Here is a 16,234-nt window from a genome sequence, read left to right as displayed (position 1 = left end):
GCAGGCGCTCTCGGCAACCCGGGTTGCCGCTGGTGTTACGGGCTGTTGCTGGTAGGCGGGACGCCCTCGTTACCAGCAACAGCGCGTTTCGCCAGCGGAAATCTCAGGTGACGGGTCGGAACGTCAGGGTCGAATGTCCGGACTCGACGGAGCGTCGCCCGATTTCGATTGCCCGACGGATGCGGCTGGCCAGCTCGTCGGCTCGGTACAGGTCCCGCCAGATCCACCGGGCCAGGATGCCGCCCTCATCCCGGATGGCGTCCTCGCGGAGCTTCTCGTCGATGAGCGCGGTGCGAGCATCTGGGCCGTCAGGGATCTGCCCGTACTTGACCAGGCCGTCGAACTCCCCGATGGTCGCGGTGCCCTCGAACCAGAAGTCCGACCGGCCCAGGAACCTGCCAGTACGGGAGAAGATTTCGACCTGACTGACCGGCAGCGCGATGCCTGCGGCGTGGAAGATGACCTTCGACACGGACTCGCCGGGGCTCTCGCTCCGCCCATCGGCCAACCGAAGCGCTACCCGAGCTCGCGGCAGCCCATGTTGACGACCACAGGAACTGAGCTCCTCGGCGAGTTCGCTGCGCTCCACCAGACCGGTGCGCACGGCCTCGTCCATGGCCGATACGCCGGTTCGCCACGAACTGGTGCGAGCGAGGTCGACCAGGGTCCGTGCGGGGCTGGTGACGCGCACCCCGTCGATCCTTCGCATGCCGTCGAGTCGATGTCCGACGTGACGGTGGACGCCGCCCTTGCGCTGACCGCCGGCTGTGCGTGCGCAGGTGGTGTGCACCCAGTCCAGGTCGGCATCCACCAGTGGCAGGTCGTATATGGCCGCGGCCGAGACATGGCTCACCAGCGGGTCACCGGCCTCGAGCGCGGTTGCGATGACCAGTTCGCGGTAGCCGACCTGCCGGTCCGCGGGCACCGGGCCGACGCGGAACACGCCTCGTCTCAACCGCTGCAGTTGTCCGCTGCGGGCGGCGCGCTTGAGGCCGTCTGCAGTCCAACCGGAAGCGATGAGTTGGTCGAACGGCCTGATGGCGGGGGACGAGTCCATCGGAGCAGGGTGTATCGGGACGCTGCCAAAGGCTCCCCGGTTCACCAGGAATGTGGACGAATGCCCGACCTGTGGACAGCCGACGCTGGGCGTGAGGGTGACGGTCAAACCCTGGAAACCGTCCCGTCGCTGGCGTTACGCGCTGTTGCTGGCTTCAAGGGCGTCCTTGAAGCCAGCAACAGCACTCGTCACCAGCGACGACGCAGTGGGGGACAGCGGACCGCAGCGATCAGGCGGAGGCGGCGCTCAGCTGCGTGAGCTCGGAGTCCGACAGCTCCAGCGTCACCGAGGCGATCAACGCGGGCAGCTGCTGGGCCGTGCGGGCACTGGCGATGGGCGCCGTCACGCCGTCCTGCTGCCGCAGCCAGGCCAGGGCGACCGAAGCGACCTCGACGTCGTGCGACGCAGCGATCTCGTCGAGCGCGTCGAGGGTGGCGCGGCCGCGGTCGTCGAGCAGCTTGCCGGCTCCCTCGGCGCGGGCGCTGTCGACGGTGGCGCCGTCCCGGTACTTGCCGGACAGGAAACCGCTGGCGAGCGAGGAGTAGGGCAGCACGGCGATGCCGGCAGCCCGGGTCAGCGGCAGGGTGGTCGGCTCGATCTCCCGGGAGACCAAGTTGTACTTGGGCTGGTAGGCGACCGGCGCGTGCAGTCCTTCGCGGTCCGCCGCGTCGAGCCAACCCTGCAGGCGCTCGTCGCTGAAGTTGGACGCCCCGATCGCACGGATCCGGCCGCTGTCGACGAGGCCGGAGAACGTGCGGGCGATGTCGTCGATAGCCACGTCCGCGTCGTCCGCGTGGGCGTAGTACAGGTCCACGGAACCGACTCCGAGGCGTCCCAGGGAGGCGTCGACCGCGCGGTCCACGTTCTCTGCGGTCAGACCCTTGAACTCGGGGTGCATGCCCACCTTGGTGGCGACGACCAGGTCGGTCACCCCCCGAGCTGCGAGCCACCGGCCGATGACGGCCTCCGACTCGCCGCCGGCGTTCCCGTCGGCCCAGACCGAATAGACATCGGCAGTGTCGACGAAGTTGCCGCCGGCAGCGGTGTAGGCGTCCAACACCTCGAAGGACTGCTGCTCGTCGGCCGTCCAGCCGAAAACGTTGCCGCCGAGATTCAGCGGGTAGACCTGGAGGTCGGACGAGCCGAGGGTGACCCTGGAGGTGGTGTCGATCGGTGCGGTGCTCATGTGTTTCCTTCCGGTGGAGGTTCCTCCGGTGCAACTCCCGTGCCTGCTTGGTGTTCCGTCCTACGGGCGTGCTCGGCGGGCCGGATGGGATGAATCACGTCCGGACCCCGTCGGATCGGCCTCAGCCCGTGGCGCGATAGGCGCCGATGTCGGACGCCGACTCGAGAAGGGTCAGCGGTCGCACTCCGGTGTCCTGGGTCGGATCCACCACGGAGAGGGCCGACACCCGGCTGTTCGGCAGGGTGGCGGTGAGTTGGTTGGACGGTTGGGTCGGCCCGATGATCGAGTCGGCAGCAGCCGGGGCGAGATCGATCCACTGGGCGGTGCTGGCCGAGCGGGTCAGCGTCCGTGCTGCGCACATCGGGCCCAGCACCCGTCCCCATGCCTCACCCATCGCGTAGCCCTCGAACGAGCGGAGACCGGGCGAGAGCCCTGCGCTCGCGAAGGCCTGCGCCAGGGCGCTGCCGATCGGGTGCACCGCCGGGTAGGCCGGCGTCACCGAAGCAACCGTGACCGCTCCGACCGCTGTCGGCGATCGGAGTACATCTCCCACCCCGTCGACGTCGGTCGCGATCGCGATCGGACCGCCGGCGGCCGTCGGCCGCGGGCCTGCGCCGCTCGGGCCGCGGGTCACCGGAGTTGTGCTCGAGGGTGCGGTGCGGGAGGGGGTCGTGGTGGAGGGAGCCGTGCTGGAACCGGCGGAGCCGACACCACCCGAGCCTGACGTCGGCACCCCACTGGGCACACCCGGGGCGGTCGGCGTGGTGGCGAGGCCGGTCGGCACCGCGGCGGCCAACCCGCGGCCGCCAGCCACCCGGGTGACGAGCTGTTCGACCCCGGCAGCCGAACCCGGTGCATAGATGGCGCTGACCGCGGTCGGGATCTGCTCGCCGGGTCGGATCACGACGAGCTCGACCTGGGCGCGGGTGGCCCACCATTGCAGCGCGGCGGCCGCATCCGTCGCGTCGAGGTCACCGTCCGACAGGTCGAGGTAGACACCGACCGTCGATCCCGGTGCGAGCGTCCCGTCGGCGATCCAGTGCGCCGCGGTGTTGATGGCCAGGATGTCGGAGGTGGCACCGAGCACGATCGGTCCGCCGGTCGTCTCCAGGTCCGACAGCGCGCCCTCCGGGGTGACCGCCGGGAGCCGGTCGGCGGCGATCTTCGCGCCGAGGTCCGCTTTGTCGTCCAGGGCCGGCAGCGTGATCAGCCCGAGGCTGCTGGCGGCGAGGTACCGGTAGGCATCCGCGCCGCGCTGGGCGGACGAGGCTGTGATCAGCTCGACGGTCCGTCCGCAGACCCCGCCCGCGCCGTTGAACGCCCGGGCCCACAGCCGTACGCCGGTGCTGAAGCCCTGGTCACGTTCGGCGTCGACCACCAGGCCCAGCGACAGTGCCGCATCATCCACCCCGGGCCCGGTGACCAGGCCGGCGTCGGTGACGGGCGTCAGCGACGGCACCGTCTCGGCGACCGAGGCCAACGACGGCGCGGACGACGCCACCGATGCGGAGCTGCCGCCCACGCTGCTCGGCGGCGCGCTGTCCGCCCCCGTGCACCCCGTCACGAACACGCAGGCAGCGCACAGCGTGGCCGCGAGGCGGGGACGGCGGATCACCGCCCCAACCTACTGCGCGGCGTTCCGCGGACAGGCCGTGGTCAGCGCGGCCCGCTGTCGGACGGGAACGGACTCAGCTCGGGTCGTTCTCGAGCGGATCGTTCCCGCCCACCGGCGGACCCAGCAGCTCGTCGGCGTCGATGATCCGATATGCATACCCCTGTTCGGCGAGGAAGCGCTGACGATGGGCGGCGTAATCGGTGTCGACGGTGTCCCGGGTGACGACGGAGTAGAAGTGCGCCTGCTTGCCGTCGGCCTTGGGTCGCAGCAGCCGACCGAGCCGCTGTGCCTCCTCCTGGCGGGAACCGAAGGTGCCCGACACCTGCACTGCGACCGATGCCTCCGGCAGGTCGATCGAGAAGTTGGCGACCTTGGACACCACCAGGGTCGGGATCTCGCCCGACCGGAACGCGTCGTACAGCCGCTCCCGCTCGGCGTTCTTGGTCGACCCCTGGATCACCGGCGCTCCCAGCGCTTCACCCAGTTCGTCGAGCTGGTCGAGGTAGGCGCCGATGACCAGCGCCGGCTCACCGGGATGACGGGCGAGCACGGCCTGCACCACGGGCAGCTTTGTCCGCACGGTGGCGGCCAGCTTGTACCGCTCCTCCGGCTCAGCGGTGGCGTACTGCAGACGCTCGTTCTCGGTCGGCGTCACCCGCACCTCGATGCACTCCGCCGGCGCGATCCAGCCCTGTGACTCGATGTCCTTCCAAGGCGAATCGAACCGCTTGGGCCCGATCAGCGAGAACACGTCACCCTCGCGGCCGTCCTCCCGGACCAGGGTGGCGGTGAGGCCGAGACGACGCCGGGACTGCAGGTCGGCCGTCATCCGGAACACCGGGGCTGGCAACAGGTGGACCTCGTCGTAGATCACCAGGCCCCAGTCGCGGGAGTCGAACAGGTCGAGGTTGGTGTACTCGCCGGCCTTGCGGCGCGTCATCATCTGGTACGTGGCGATGGTGACGGGGCGGATCTCCTTGCGTTCGCCGGAGTACTCGCCGATCTCCTCCTCGGTGAGCGAGGTCCTGGCCAGCAGCTCGCGCCGCCACTGCCGCCCGGCGACGGTGTTCGTGACCAGGATCAGCGTGGTCGCCTGCGCCTTGGCCATCGCCGCCGCGCCCACCAGCGTCTTGCCGGCCCCGCACGGCAACACGACCACCCCGGATCCGCCCGCCCAGAAACCCTCGACGGCGTCCGATTGGTAGCCGCGCAGCTGCCAGTTCGCGGTGTCCAGCTTGATCGGGTGTGCCTCTCCGTCGACGTACCCGGCCTCGTCCTCCGCCGGCCAGCCGACCTTGAGCAGGATCTGCTTGAGGCGACCGCGCTCGGACGGGTGGATCTGCACGGTGTCCGGATCGATCCGGGCGCCGAGCATCGGTGTCACCTTGCGGTTGTGCAGGATCTCCTCGAGCACGGCCCGATCCGTCGTCACCAGCACCAGACCGTGCGCCGGGTCGGTCCGCAAGATCAGTCGTCCGTAGCGTGCCATGGTGTCGACCACGTCCACCAGCAGCGCTTGCGGGACGGGGAACCGCGACCAGCGGACGAGTGCGTCGACCACCTGCTCGGCGTCGTGCCCGGCCGCTCCCGCGTTCCACAACGCGAGGGGTGTGATGCGGTAGGTGTGGATGTGCTCGGGCGAACGTTCCAGCTCCGCGAACGGAGCCAGCGCGGACCGCGCCGCCGATGCGTCCGGGTGGGCGATCTCGAGCAGCACTGTCTTGTCGGACTGGACGATGAGCGGTCCGTCGGTCACGTAGGGGCCTCCTGGTGGTGTGCCGTCCATTGTCCAACCTCGCACCGACAGTCGGGCATTCCCACCCCTTCGGAATGTCGACAGGCACGGAAGAGCACGAGATGCAGTCGGCGCGGCCGATGATCGCATCGACCTGCTGCCCGTCGGACGGCACGAGCGGTACCACCGTCTAGGGTCCTCGTGGGTCTGCGCAACTGACGACGGGTGACCGACGAAGTGCGACTGGCGACGAGCGACGGACGACTCACGGCGAGCGACGGGCGAGCAGGAGAGGGCCACCGTGACCACACCGCAGCGGCCGTCCGATCCGCACCAGTACGGCGCCGGCGGACAGCCGCCGCAGCCGGATCCGGATCCCCGGCAAGGGTGGCTGTACGGCCTGCCCGCCGGTCAGTTCCCGCCGCCTCTTGGGTCACCCGTCGGCCCGGTACCGGGCAGGTCGGCGTTCCCGCGCATCCTCATCGCGGTGCTGCTGGCCGCCGTCGTGGGGTTGGGTGTGTTCCTGTTCGTCCAGAGCAGCAGGAGTGACCCGACGGCGGCCCCGGTCGGAGCGTGTCTGGAGGTCGTGGGAACGACCACCGTCGGCAATCCGGAGTCGGCGCAGACTGACTGCGGCGACCCGGGGGCGCAGTTCGAGGTCACCGAGACGGGTTCGTCCGTCAGCTGCGACCGGCTGGAGCTGTCGTACGTCCGGCATCAGGGCGACGGCGAGAGCGAGGTGACCAGCACGGTCTGCCTCCGACCCCACTTCGAAGTGGGGGAGTGTTACGTCCGACCGACGACACAGACCACTCTTCCCAGGGTCGGTCCCTGCTCGGACGTCGGTTCGAACACCGAGGTGAGGGTGGACTCCCTGCACCAGAACAGCACGAGCGGTTCGGTGTGCTCGAGTCCGTCGCTGTCCTACACGTATGTCAAGCGCAGGCTGGTCGTCTGCTTGTCAAGGGTGCGGTGAGCAGGCGCGGTACTTCTCGGGCGGTCGCGCGCCACCGGTAGAGTCCCCCTGGGTGGGCTGATCGGTCCGCTGCAGATCACCGGGACGGGGGCGCGCCCATGGTTTCCGCGCTGTCCGAACGCATTTCCGCACTGCGGCACGATCGCGACTCCGTCCTGGACGTGTTCGCGGAGTGGGCCGCGTCCTCGGGTCGGCCGCTGTACACGCACCAGGAGGAGGCGCTCCTGGAGATCGTCGGCGGCGCCCACGTGATTGCCGCGACACCCACCGGTTCGGGCAAGAGCCTGATCGCCACCGCAGCCCTGTTCACCGCACTGGTGGACGGTCAGCGGGCCTACTACACAGCGCCGATCAAGGCGCTGGTGAGTGAGAAGTTCTTCGATCTCGTCGAGATCTTCGGCACCGACAACGTCGGGATGATCACCGGCGATTCGTCCGTCAACCCGCACGCCCCGATCATCTGCTGCACGGCCGAGATCCTCGCAGGGGTCGCGCTGCGCAGCGGTGGATCTGCGAACCCGGAGGTGCCGGGCCACGAGGGCCGCAACGCCGTCGGGGTCGCCGTGCTCGACGAGTTCCACTACTACGGCGATCCGCAGCGGGGATGGGCCTGGCAGGTGCCGCTGCTGGAACTGCCGCAGACCCAGTTCGTCTTGATGTCCGCGACTCTCGGGGACGTCACCGAGCTGGCTGCCGACCTCGCGGACCGGACCGGCCGCGAGGTCGCCACCCTCGACGGGGTGGAACGCCCTGTGCCGCTGCACTTCTCGTACGTCGTGGAGTCGCTGCAGGACCACCTGCAGGAGCTGCTGCACACCCAACGCGCGCCGGTGTACCTGGTGCACTTCACCCAGGCGGCTGCCCTGGAACGTGCGCAGGCGCTCAGCAGCATCAATGTCGCCAGCCGGGAACAGCGGGACGAGATCGCTGACGTCATCGGTGATTTCCGGTTCTCCTCGGGCTTCGGCCGAACCCTGTCGAGGCTCGTCCGGCACGGCATCGGTGTGCACCACGCCGGTATGTTGCCGAAGTATCGTCGGCTGGTCGAACGGTTGGCCCAGGCCGGACTGCTGAAGGTGATCTGCGGGACCGACACGCTCGGCGTCGGCATCAACGTGCCGATCCGCACCGTGGTGTTCACCGGACTGGCCAAGTACGACGGCATCAGGACCAGACACCTGACGGCCCGTGAGTTCCACCAGATCGCCGGTCGGGCGGGCCGCGCCGGATACGACACGGCCGGCGACGTCGTGGTGCTGGCACCGGAACACGACATCGAGAACGCGAAGGCGCTGGCCAAGGCCGGCGACGATCCGGTCAAGCGGCGCCGAGTGGTGCGCCGCAAACCCCCGGAAGGTTTCGTCAACTGGACCGAGAAGACGTACGACCGGCTGGTGTCGGCCGAGCCGGAGCGGCTCGTTCCGCATCTGCAGATGACGACGACCATGGTGCTGGCGCTGCTGTCGCGACCGGGGGATGTGGTGTCGGCGATCCGCCGGTTGGTCGAGGGATCGCACGAGCCGCGTCCGGCGCAACGCCGATTGTTATTGCGCGCCATAGCGATCGGCCGCGCGCTGATGGACGCAGGGGTGGTCGGCAGGCTGGACGAGATCGACGAGTTCGGTCGACGGTTCGTGCTCACCGTCGACCTGCCGCAGGATTTCGCCCTCGACCAGCCGTTGTCGCCGCTCGCGCTGGCGGCGATCGAGCTGTTGGATCGGGACGCCGAGACCTACGCGCTCGATGTCGTCTCGCTGTTCGAGGCCACCCTCGATTCGCCCGGCACGGTGCTCTCGGCGCAACGGTTCAAGGCCCGCGGCGAAGCGGTGGCGACGATGAAGGCCGACGGCATCGAGTACGAGGAACGGATGGAGTTGCTCGAGGACGTCGAGCACCCTCGTCCGCTCGCCGAGCTGATCGACGCCGCGTACGAGACCTACCGCCGTGGACATCCGTGGGTCATCGAGTACACCCCGCAACCCAAGTCGGTGGTCCGCGATCTGTACGAGCGCGCGATGACGTTCAACGAGTACGTGTCGTTCTACGGTCTGACCCGATCCGAGGGAGTGCTGCTGCGATACCTGACGGACGCGTTCCGGGCGATGCGGCGCTCGACCCCGACCGCTGCCCGGACCGAGGAGCTCGACGACCTGATCGCCTGGCTCGGCGAGCTGGTGCGGGGGGTCGACTCGAGCCTGCTGGACGAGTGGGAGGCGTTGGCGCACCCCGAGGACGCGGTCGTGCAGGGCGGGGAGATCCGTCCGCCGACTCCTCGTCGCGGGATCTCCGCCAACGTCCAGGGCTTCACCGTGCTCGTCCGCAACGCGCTGTTCCGCCGGGTGGAGCTCGCGGCCAGGGATGCCTTCGATCTGTTGGGGGAGATGGACTCCGCTGCCGGATTCAACTCCAGCAGGTGGGCCGAGGCGATGGACGCCTACTACGACGACTACGACGAGTTGGGGATCGGCGGGCAGGCTCGCAGCGCGGCGTTGCTGACGATCGACCGCGGCACGGAGCAGTGGCGGGTGCGCCAGGTGTTCGACGACCCCGACGGGGATCGCGACTGGGGCATCACGGCCACCGTCGACCTCGCCGCATCCGACGAGGAAGGCGAGGCGGTGGTGGCGGTGCTGCACATCGGCCCTTTCTTGCAGGGACCGCCGCAGGCGACACACGCCTCCTGATCCCGGAAGGAGAAACTGACGCCCCGCAGGCGACCCCCGGCCCCTGATCCGGTGAGGAGAACTCTGGCGCCCCTTACTCCTGACGCAGCTCAAGGGGCGGAGCATGGCCGGTGGCGATCACGTCCTGGGGCGCCTGCTCAGGGAGGCGGCGGGAGACTCACTTCGTCGTCCAGCTGTGCCTCGGTGATGCGATGCAGCGCAAAGGTTCTCATCGCCGACCGGAGGGAGTCGTGGGCCACCATCATGCCGCCGGAGACGACTACGGGTTTCACCATCCGGCGCGAGGTACCGCCCTCCGCGTCGACGTAACCGATCCAGGCCGAGCGGTTCTCGGCGGCGGCCCTGCGCAGCACCACCATCGCCTCGGCGGCGGTCTGTGGAACGGTCGTCGGGCGCACCCGGTCGCCCTGCACCATGCGTTCCACCAGGACGCGCAGTTGACGCTCGTCCGGCGCTGCGAACTCGCGTTGGGGTTGCGGTGCGGCACGGGTCGCGCGCGCGCGCGGACGTGCCGGACGCAGGTCGATCAGGCCTCCCGCAGCATCTTCGGCTGCGACCGCAACTCCCTTGTCCCCCAGCACCTCCAACAGGTCGAGCAGATCGACGGAGCTCACCGCAACGGTCGGGGCGAGTCGTCGGACGGACAGCCCGGCGGTCTGCGCGACCCGGATCGCCTCGCTGATCAGGGCTGGGTCGTCGCTGCGCAGGTAACCGGCCGCGGCGCCACCGCGCAGGACCCCGTGACGGCGGGCGGTGTCGTCGATCAGGTAGGTCAGCCCTTGTGGCACGCCGGTCGCCGACCGGGCGGCGAACAGGCTGTGCAGGTCGGCGGCCGTCAGTCCGCTGTCCAGTGCGCCGCGCAGGGTGTCCGGGGTGACCCGGTACACGCTGGCGCTGCCGGCGGACTCCAGTCGTGCCACCTGCTCGAGCTGTTGCCGCACTGCGGGTTCCAGCCGACCAGGAGCCACCATCGTCAGGTCGGCCTGGATCAGCACCCGGTCGACGGGCTTCGGCAGTGCGCTCTCGAGAGCGGTCGCGGCAGCCTCCAGATCACCGTCCAGCACCTGCCTGCCCGCCGAAGACAGCGCGTCGAAGGCCAGCAGCCCCAACCAGGTGCCCTCCGTGACGGTCGTGCGGGCAACGGATTCCCGTCGGGTGGCCGATCGCATGGGCGCCCGCCAGGCGAAGGTCGCCAGCAGCTCCTGGGTGCCGAGACCGATGCCGGACGGCAGCGTGGCGAGCATGCTCAGCACGAAGCGTCGGTCGGCCGGACCCCGCACCCACGACAGCTCCGGTGAGAGCGGCGCCAACACCTTCTGCGACTCATCGCGTTCGCCCGTCCGGGACGGGTCGCGGCGCATCTCGAGCCACCAGGAGACCAACGACGCCCAGGCCGCGGCTTCCGGACGCTCGAGGTACTCCTCCGCGGCGAGGGTCGCGTGCCAACCGGCAGGAGCGCCGATCCGTTGGCCGTCGACCTGGGTGATCAGCCCGCCGACCGCGGCCAGCTCCAGCAGCAGGGACGTGTGGTGGTCATCCACGTCCAGATCGCGGGCGATCCGGCGCAGCTCGCGGATCCCGACGGCTCCGGACTTGAGGGCGGTCGCCGGCGCACGCTCCAACATCCGCAGCAAGGCCGCCATCCGGCGCAGCGTGGCCAGTGCCTCGCCGGCTGCGGTGCCGTCCACCCTGCGGTGATCGCCCCGGCGGATCCCGGCATCCGGTGCGATCGGGACGACGCCGAGCGGGGCATCACCCCGCAACACCAGAGCGACCTCCCGTGGTAGTTCCACGGTGGTGCGGTCGACCGCCGTCAGCAGGGATCGCTCCACCAACGAGTGCGCCAGGGCGGCGGCGGCGGAGTCCGGCAGGAAGGTCCCGCGCGGATGGCCCTGGTCCAACCTGTGGAGCAGGCCGAGCGCCGAGTCGTCCAGCCCGGCCACCGCCTTGCGCGCCTGTGCCGGGGACAGCCGGCCGGCCGCGCCGAAGCCGGCCGGGTAGGGGCCGACCGCGTCGATCACTGCGCTGGGAGTGGACAGCCGTCCGCCGCCCGTGGAGCGGACGAGAGCGAGCGACTCCAGCGCGCGCAGCCGGGACGTCACCTCGGACGACCGGTCGGACGGGAACAAGGCCCGCAGCGCAGTGGAGGTCACCGGTGCACGGTGCGCCTCGAGCACGGCCAGCGCACGCAGCACGAGGATCGCCAGTGCGTCCAACGACTCCAGCACCCGGTGTACCGAGGTCGGCGTGTCGAGCCGACGGCCCAGCACCTCGAGATCACTCGGGGCCGGAATGGCGAGGTCTGGCCGGGTGCGCAGCAGCTGGACCAGCGCGGCCTCCTCCTGCCGGCGCAGCCAGGAGGCGGCCGTCTCCGTGGCAGGTCGGGAGGAAGGCATCCCCACAACGGTACGCAGGGTTCCGCGAGCGTCCGACGGTCCTGTCCGATCCGCTCCGACCTGCGTCGGGTGACCTATCATCGGGAGCAGCAGGCCGGCCGATCCGGACGGCCGACGAGCACGGGATGAGGCAGAGCTGATGGCCGGCAAGCGTGGCGTAGGAATCGATCCGACCTGGCCGCAGGTTCCCCAGGGTGAACACGCACTGAGCGAGTTCACCACCGACCGGGTCGGCGCGCTGTCCCCCTTCGGCGAGATCGAGTTCCCGGTCGATCCCTCGGAGATCACATACATCCATCCGACCACGGTGATCAACCGCTGAACCCGTCGGTCGCTGAGCCCGTCCGGCTGGTCGGGGTGTTGCTGGCAGCGGGCAGCGGCCGCCGCTACGGCGGTCCGAAAGCCCTGGCGGACACCGGCTCCGGGCCGTGGGTGTTGCACGCGCTGGACGTCCTCGCAGCCTGCTCGACGAAGATCGTCGTGGTCGGTGCTGCCGCCGACGCAGTGACTGCGCTGGTCCTCGGGCGCAGCACGATCGCAGTCAATCCGGACCACGACGCCGGCATGGCCTCGAGCCTCCGGGTGGGGCTGGGCGCCGTCCCCGATGACGTCGACGCGGTACTCGTGATGCTCGTCGACCTGCCGGGTGTCACCGCAGCGGTGTCGGAGCGACTCCTTGCCGAGGCGGGACCCCGGCCGCGCGGCGCACTGATCAGAGCCGCCTACGGAGGCCTGCCCGGTCACCCGGTGTTGATCGGGAGCGACCATCTGGATGCGCTCCGACAGAGCCTGGCGCGCAGTGAACCCGACGCCGGCGGGTCCCGCCATCTGACGGCCAACGGGGTGCGGTTGATCGAGTGCGGCGACCTCGCCGACGGCGCCGACGTCGATCGGCCCCCCGGATCCGACCAGGACGACTGAACCCGGCTGGGACGGTCGGACCCGGCTGGGCAGGCAGACCGGGCGCGGGCGGGACGGTCAGACCCACGGGGCGGCGGGCCGAACCCGGCACGACCGAGGTCGCGGGTTCCCCGCAGTCGGCGGCGGTGCGACGAATCGGACGGGCCGACTAGGCTCGTGCGGGCGTCCGGTCGTGCCGGCGGGGCGGAACGGCTGCGAAGGAGTTGTACCCCCGATGGCTGTACCCGGTCCCGGATACTCGATCACGATGCGGATCGCCGCGCCCCCGTCGGCGACGGCGGCAGGCGATCTGACGATGGCCGTCGGGAGGGCCGGCGGGGTCATCACCGGGTTCGACGTCGTCGAGTCGACGGCCGGGCAGATGGTCGTCGACCTCTCCACCAACGCCCAGTCGCAGGACCACGCGAACGCCATCACCGACGCGGTGAACGAACTCCCCGGGGTCGAGGTCCGCAAGGTCTCCGATCGCACCTTCCTGGTACACCTCGGAGGCAAGATCGAGGTCAACTCCAAGGTTCCGCTGCGTACCCGCGATGATCTCTCCCGGGCCTACACCCCCGGGGTGGCGCGGATCTGCATGGCCATCGCCGCCAACCCGGACGACGCCCGCCGGTTGACGATCAAGCGCAACACCATCGCGGTCGTGACCGACGGCACCGCAGTGCTCGGCCTCGGCAACATCGGTCCGGCCGCGGCGCTGCCGGTGATGGAGGGAAAGGCCGCGCTGTTCAAGAAGTTTGCCGGTGTCGACGCCTGGCCGGTCTGTCTGGACACCACCGACACCGAGGAGATCATCCGCACCGTGCAGGTGCTGGCGCCGGTCTACGCGGGGATCAACCTCGAGGACATCGCCGCGCCTCGGTGCTTCGAGATCGAGGCGCGATTGCGGGAACTGCTCGACATCCCGGTCTTCCACGACGACCAGCACGGCACCGCGATCGTCGTGGTGGCCGCGCTGCGCAACGCATTGCGGGTGGTGGGCAAGAAGATCCAGGACTGCAAGATCGTGGTGTCCGGCGTCGGCGCAGCCGGTAGTGCGATCATCCGGCTGCTGCTGCGGTCCGGTGCCGCCGACATCATCGCCAACGACATCCGCGGGATCGTCACCCGCGACCGGGCCGACATGGACCCGAACATGGCCCAGATCGCCGAGGTCACCAACAAGGGTGATCTGCACGGGAAGTTGGCCGACGCGGTTGCCGGCGCCGATGTGTTCGTCGGGGTGTCCGCCCCGAACATCCTGCACGGCAAGGATGTCGCAACGATGAACTCCGACGCGATCGTCTTCGCCCTCGCCAACCCGGATCCGGAGATCGATCCGATGGAGGCCCAACAGCACGCTGCCGTGGTGGCCACCGGTCGGTCGGACTACCCGAACCAGATCAACAACGTGCTCGCCTTCCCCGGCGTCTTCCGCGGGTTGCTGGATGCGCAGGCGCACCAGATCACCGACGAGATGCTGCTCGCCGCAGCGGAAGCGCTCGCCGATGTCGTCTCCGACGATCAGCTCAACGCCTCGTACATCGTGCCCAGCGTGTTCGACGAGAAGGTCGCCCCCGCGGTGGCCAGGGCGATCGTGAGTGCCGCCGGGGTGCACCACGGCGGCGGCGCCAAGGAATCGGCGCTGATGGCTGCCGCCGGTACCGGCGACTGACTGATGATCCCGCGATGACAGCGCCGGAGGCCTCACCGGGCTCGCTGACCCACACGGACGACGCGGGCGCCGCGCGGATGGTGGACGTGTCCGGCAAGGACCTCACCGATCGCGAGGCCGTGGCCACTGGCGTCCTGCGGACGACTTCTGGTGTGGTGCAGCTGATCTCCTCGGGCGGACTGCCCAAGGGTGATGCACTGGCGACCGCCAGGATCGCCGGCATCATGGCGGCGAAGCGGACCTCCGAGCTGATCCCGCTGTGTCATCCACTGCCGATCTCCGGCGTGCTGATCGACCTGCGCCCGGTGGGTGACGAGGTGCGGATCACAGCGACGGTGCGCACCACCGGCCGCACCGGGGTGGAGATGGAAGCGTTGACGGCGGTGGCCGTTGCGGGGCTGACGTTGCACGACATGGTCAAGGCGGTCGATCCGGCCGCGGTGCTGGACGCCGTGCGACTGGAGACGAAAACCGGCGGCAAGACCGGGATCTGGACCAGGCCGGCGGGTTGATGAGCGAGCAGCGCACAGCCTCGGTGATCATCTCCTCGACCAGGGCCGCGACCGGTGTCTACTCCGATCGCACCGGACCGGTGATCGTGGACTGGTTGCAGGACAAGGGATTCACAGTCGCCGATCCGATCGTGGTGGCCGACGGTGACGCGGTCGGGGAGGCCCTGCGTGCAGCTGTCGTCGGGTCGGTGGTGGTGATCACCTCGGGCGGGACGGGGATCTCGCCGACCGACACCACCCCCGAGCAGACGGCACCGGTGCTGGACCGGGAGATCCCGGGCCTGGCCGACGCCATCCGGCGATCCGGGCTCGAGGCCGGGGTTCCCACGGCCGTGCTGTCCCGGGGCTTGTGCGGCGTCGCCGGCAGTGCGCTGGTCGTCAACCTTCCTGGCTCGACAGGCGGGGTGCGTGACGGACTCGCCGTGCTGGACGGGGTCCTGGAGCATGCACTGTCCCAACTCGCCGGCGGCGATCACCGCAGCGGTGGGGGCGTGTGAACGGGGTCGCCGTCGCCGGGGTGTCCGCCGATCCGATCGATGTCGACGCGTTGGCGGTGGCGGTGGGAGCGGCGACAGCCGGTGCCCTGGTGACGTTCGCCGGTGTGGTCCGCAACCACGACCGGGCACGCGCCGTCGACGCCCTGGAGTACCACGCACATCCGACCGCCGACAGTGTGGTGGCCGAGGTCGCCGCCGAGATCGTCGCCCGGTACCCCGCCGTCAGCGTGGCGGTGCAGCACCGCATCGGGACCCTGGTGGTCGGTGACGTTGCGCTCGGAGCTGCCGTCTCCTCGGCCCATCGCCGCGAGGCGTTCGCCGCCTGCAGCGAGCTCGTCGACCTGGTGAAGGAACGGTTGCCGGTCTGGAAGCGCCAGCTCTTCGCCGACGGCACCGACGAGTGGGTCGGCTCGACCTGAGTTTCCGGTGGTCGGTCGGCCCCACGCCGATCGGGCGGCCCTGCGCTGATCGGGCGGCCCTGCGCTGATCGGGCGACCCCACGCTGATCGGGCGACCCCACGCTGATCGGGCGACCCCACGCTGACCGAGCGACGAAGGAGTCGAGATCCTGTCCTGTCCGGTCTGGGCTGGCATGGGCCCTCGCGCGGGCATCCGATCAGGTCAGGTCGCTGACGTCGATCTCGACGTTCGTCGGCGGACCGAAGACATCAACCGTCATGGTGCTCAACGAGATCCCCAACGCGTCGCACAGCGCCAACAGCGTCGACAGGTGAGGATTCCACGGCGTCGCACGCGCGAGATCCGACAGACCTCGCTCGATCGGCTCGAGATGATTGCGGCTCGGACCCGCCGAATGCGCCGGCTGATCCTGGGTGCGTCCCGTCTGTCCCTGAGCTCCCGGATCCTGCGCCCCGAGCGCCGCTGCCACATCGGCATCCAGAGGGGCCAGAGCGGGCACGCCTCGATCGGGTTTCGCAAGACCACGCAGTAGCACAGTGGAGATCTGCCGCTGGTTCGAACTGGGTGGTGAGGCCACCGAG

General features: G+C 69.9%; 14 protein-coding genes. 8 read left to right on the top strand and 6 right to left on the bottom strand.

All coding sequences use genetic code 11. From position 1 onward, the window contains the following. Nucleotides 1–103: 103 nt before the first annotated feature. The 4 genes from ABLG96_RS18315 to ABLG96_RS18300 form a co-directional block, all read right to left on the bottom strand. A complete protein-coding gene (locus ABLG96_RS18315; protein ID WP_353648753.1) occupies nucleotides 104–1,057 on the bottom strand; it encodes a hypothetical protein in 954 nt (317 codons plus the stop codon). 229 nt (nucleotides 1,058–1,286) lie between these two features. Next, the gene (locus tag ABLG96_RS18310; RefSeq protein ID WP_353648752.1) at nucleotides 1,287–2,243 is read right to left on the bottom strand and encodes an aldo/keto reductase; all 957 of its coding nucleotides are present in this window, start codon (nucleotides 2,241–2,243) and stop codon (nucleotides 1,287–1,289) included. 121 nt (nucleotides 2,244–2,364) lie between these two features. Further along, a complete protein-coding gene (locus ABLG96_RS18305) occupies nucleotides 2,365–3,858 on the bottom strand; it encodes a hypothetical protein (RefSeq protein ID WP_353648751.1) in 1,494 nt (497 codons plus the stop codon). Nucleotides 3,859–3,931: 73 nt separating this feature from the next. Beyond that, a complete protein-coding gene (locus ABLG96_RS18300) occupies nucleotides 3,932–5,614 on the bottom strand; it encodes a DNA repair helicase XPB (RefSeq protein WP_353648750.1) in 1,683 nt (560 codons plus the stop codon). Between the two features lie 280 nt (nucleotides 5,615–5,894). Between ABLG96_RS18300 and ABLG96_RS18295 the strand changes: the two genes are divergently transcribed. After that, nucleotides 5,895–6,569, top strand: coding sequence for a hypothetical protein (locus ABLG96_RS18295; RefSeq protein WP_353648749.1), 675 nt, complete (start codon nucleotides 5,895–5,897; stop codon nucleotides 6,567–6,569). A 98-nt stretch (nucleotides 6,570–6,667) separates the two neighbouring features. After that, nucleotides 6,668–9,253, top strand: coding sequence for a DUF3516 domain-containing protein (locus tag ABLG96_RS18290; protein WP_353648748.1), 2,586 nt, complete (start codon nucleotides 6,668–6,670; stop codon nucleotides 9,251–9,253). Nucleotides 9,254–9,390: 137 nt separating this feature from the next. On the opposite strand, the gene ABLG96_RS18285 is transcribed toward ABLG96_RS18290, so the two are convergent. Further along, a complete protein-coding gene (locus ABLG96_RS18285; RefSeq protein WP_353648747.1) occupies nucleotides 9,391–11,649 on the bottom strand; it encodes a helicase C-terminal domain-containing protein in 2,259 nt (752 codons plus the stop codon). Between the two features lie 139 nt (nucleotides 11,650–11,788). Between ABLG96_RS18285 and ABLG96_RS18280 the strand changes: the two genes are divergently transcribed. The 6 genes from ABLG96_RS18280 to ABLG96_RS18255 all read left to right on the top strand — a co-directional run bounded on the left by ABLG96_RS18280 (nucleotide 11,789) and on the right by ABLG96_RS18255 (nucleotide 15,652). Then, on the top strand, nucleotides 11,789–11,971 hold the full coding sequence (locus ABLG96_RS18280) for a hypothetical protein (protein WP_353648746.1): 183 nt from the start codon (nucleotides 11,789–11,791) through the stop codon (nucleotides 11,969–11,971). Nucleotides 11,972–12,006: 35 nt separating this feature from the next. Beyond that, nucleotides 12,007–12,570, top strand: coding sequence for an NTP transferase domain-containing protein (locus tag ABLG96_RS18275; protein ID WP_353648745.1), 564 nt, complete (start codon nucleotides 12,007–12,009; stop codon nucleotides 12,568–12,570). A 214-nt stretch (nucleotides 12,571–12,784) separates the two neighbouring features. After that, nucleotides 12,785–14,224 carry an NAD-dependent malic enzyme gene (locus tag ABLG96_RS18270; RefSeq protein WP_353648744.1) on the top strand — a complete coding sequence of 480 codons (1,440 nt, stop codon included), beginning with the start codon at nucleotides 12,785–12,787 and terminating at the stop codon, nucleotides 14,222–14,224. Nucleotides 14,225–14,238: 14 nt separating this feature from the next. Beyond that, the gene (gene moaC, locus ABLG96_RS18265) at nucleotides 14,239–14,736 is read left to right on the top strand and encodes a cyclic pyranopterin monophosphate synthase MoaC (RefSeq protein ID WP_353648743.1); all 498 of its coding nucleotides are present in this window, start codon (nucleotides 14,239–14,241) and stop codon (nucleotides 14,734–14,736) included. A 23-nt stretch (nucleotides 14,737–14,759) separates the two neighbouring features. Next, nucleotides 14,760–15,233 carry a MogA/MoaB family molybdenum cofactor biosynthesis protein gene (locus ABLG96_RS18260; protein ID WP_353651579.1) on the top strand — a complete coding sequence of 158 codons (474 nt, stop codon included), beginning with the start codon at nucleotides 14,760–14,762 and terminating at the stop codon, nucleotides 15,231–15,233. Further along, nucleotides 15,230–15,652 (top strand): molybdenum cofactor biosynthesis protein MoaE, encoded by a 423-nt coding sequence (locus ABLG96_RS18255; protein ID WP_353648742.1) that lies wholly within the window; start codon nucleotides 15,230–15,232, stop codon nucleotides 15,650–15,652. Before ABLG96_RS18260 ends, ABLG96_RS18255 begins: the two co-directional genes overlap by 4 nt. Before the next feature lie 197 nt (nucleotides 15,653–15,849). Here ABLG96_RS18255 and ABLG96_RS18250 read toward each other — a convergent pair whose 3' ends face one another. Beyond that, nucleotides 15,850–16,152 carry a helix-turn-helix transcriptional regulator gene (locus ABLG96_RS18250; protein WP_353648741.1) on the bottom strand — a complete coding sequence of 101 codons (303 nt, stop codon included), beginning with the start codon at nucleotides 16,150–16,152 and terminating at the stop codon, nucleotides 15,850–15,852. Between the last annotated feature and the right edge of the window lie 82 nt (nucleotides 16,153–16,234).

Source organism: Nakamurella sp. A5-74, from assembly GCF_040438885.1.
Classification (GTDB): domain Bacteria; phylum Actinomycetota; class Actinomycetes; order Mycobacteriales; family Nakamurellaceae; genus Nakamurella.
The sequence above is the reverse complement of the archived record's forward strand: the minus strand, read 5'-3'. Positions and strand labels throughout refer to the sequence as shown.

Coding starts and splice junctions, on each gene's coding strand:
- ABLG96_RS18315 (WP_353648753.1), bottom strand. CDS start 1,057: ATGGACTCGTCCCCCGCCATCAGGCCGTTCGACCAACTCATCGCTTCC.
- ABLG96_RS18310 (WP_353648752.1), bottom strand. CDS start 2,243: ATGAGCACCGCACCGATCGACACCACCTCCAGGGTCACCCTCGGCTCG.
- ABLG96_RS18290 (WP_353648748.1), top strand. CDS start 6,668: ATGGTTTCCGCGCTGTCCGAACGCATTTCCGCACTGCGGCACGATCGC.
- ABLG96_RS18285 (WP_353648747.1), bottom strand. CDS start 11,649: ATGCCTTCCTCCCGACCTGCCACGGAGACGGCCGCCTCCTGGCTGCGC.
- ABLG96_RS18280 (WP_353648746.1), top strand. CDS start 11,789: ATGGCCGGCAAGCGTGGCGTAGGAATCGATCCGACCTGGCCGCAGGTT.
- ABLG96_RS18270 (WP_353648744.1), top strand. CDS start 12,785: ATGGCTGTACCCGGTCCCGGATACTCGATCACGATGCGGATCGCCGCG.
- moaC (WP_353648743.1), top strand. CDS start 14,239: ATGACAGCGCCGGAGGCCTCACCGGGCTCGCTGACCCACACGGACGAC.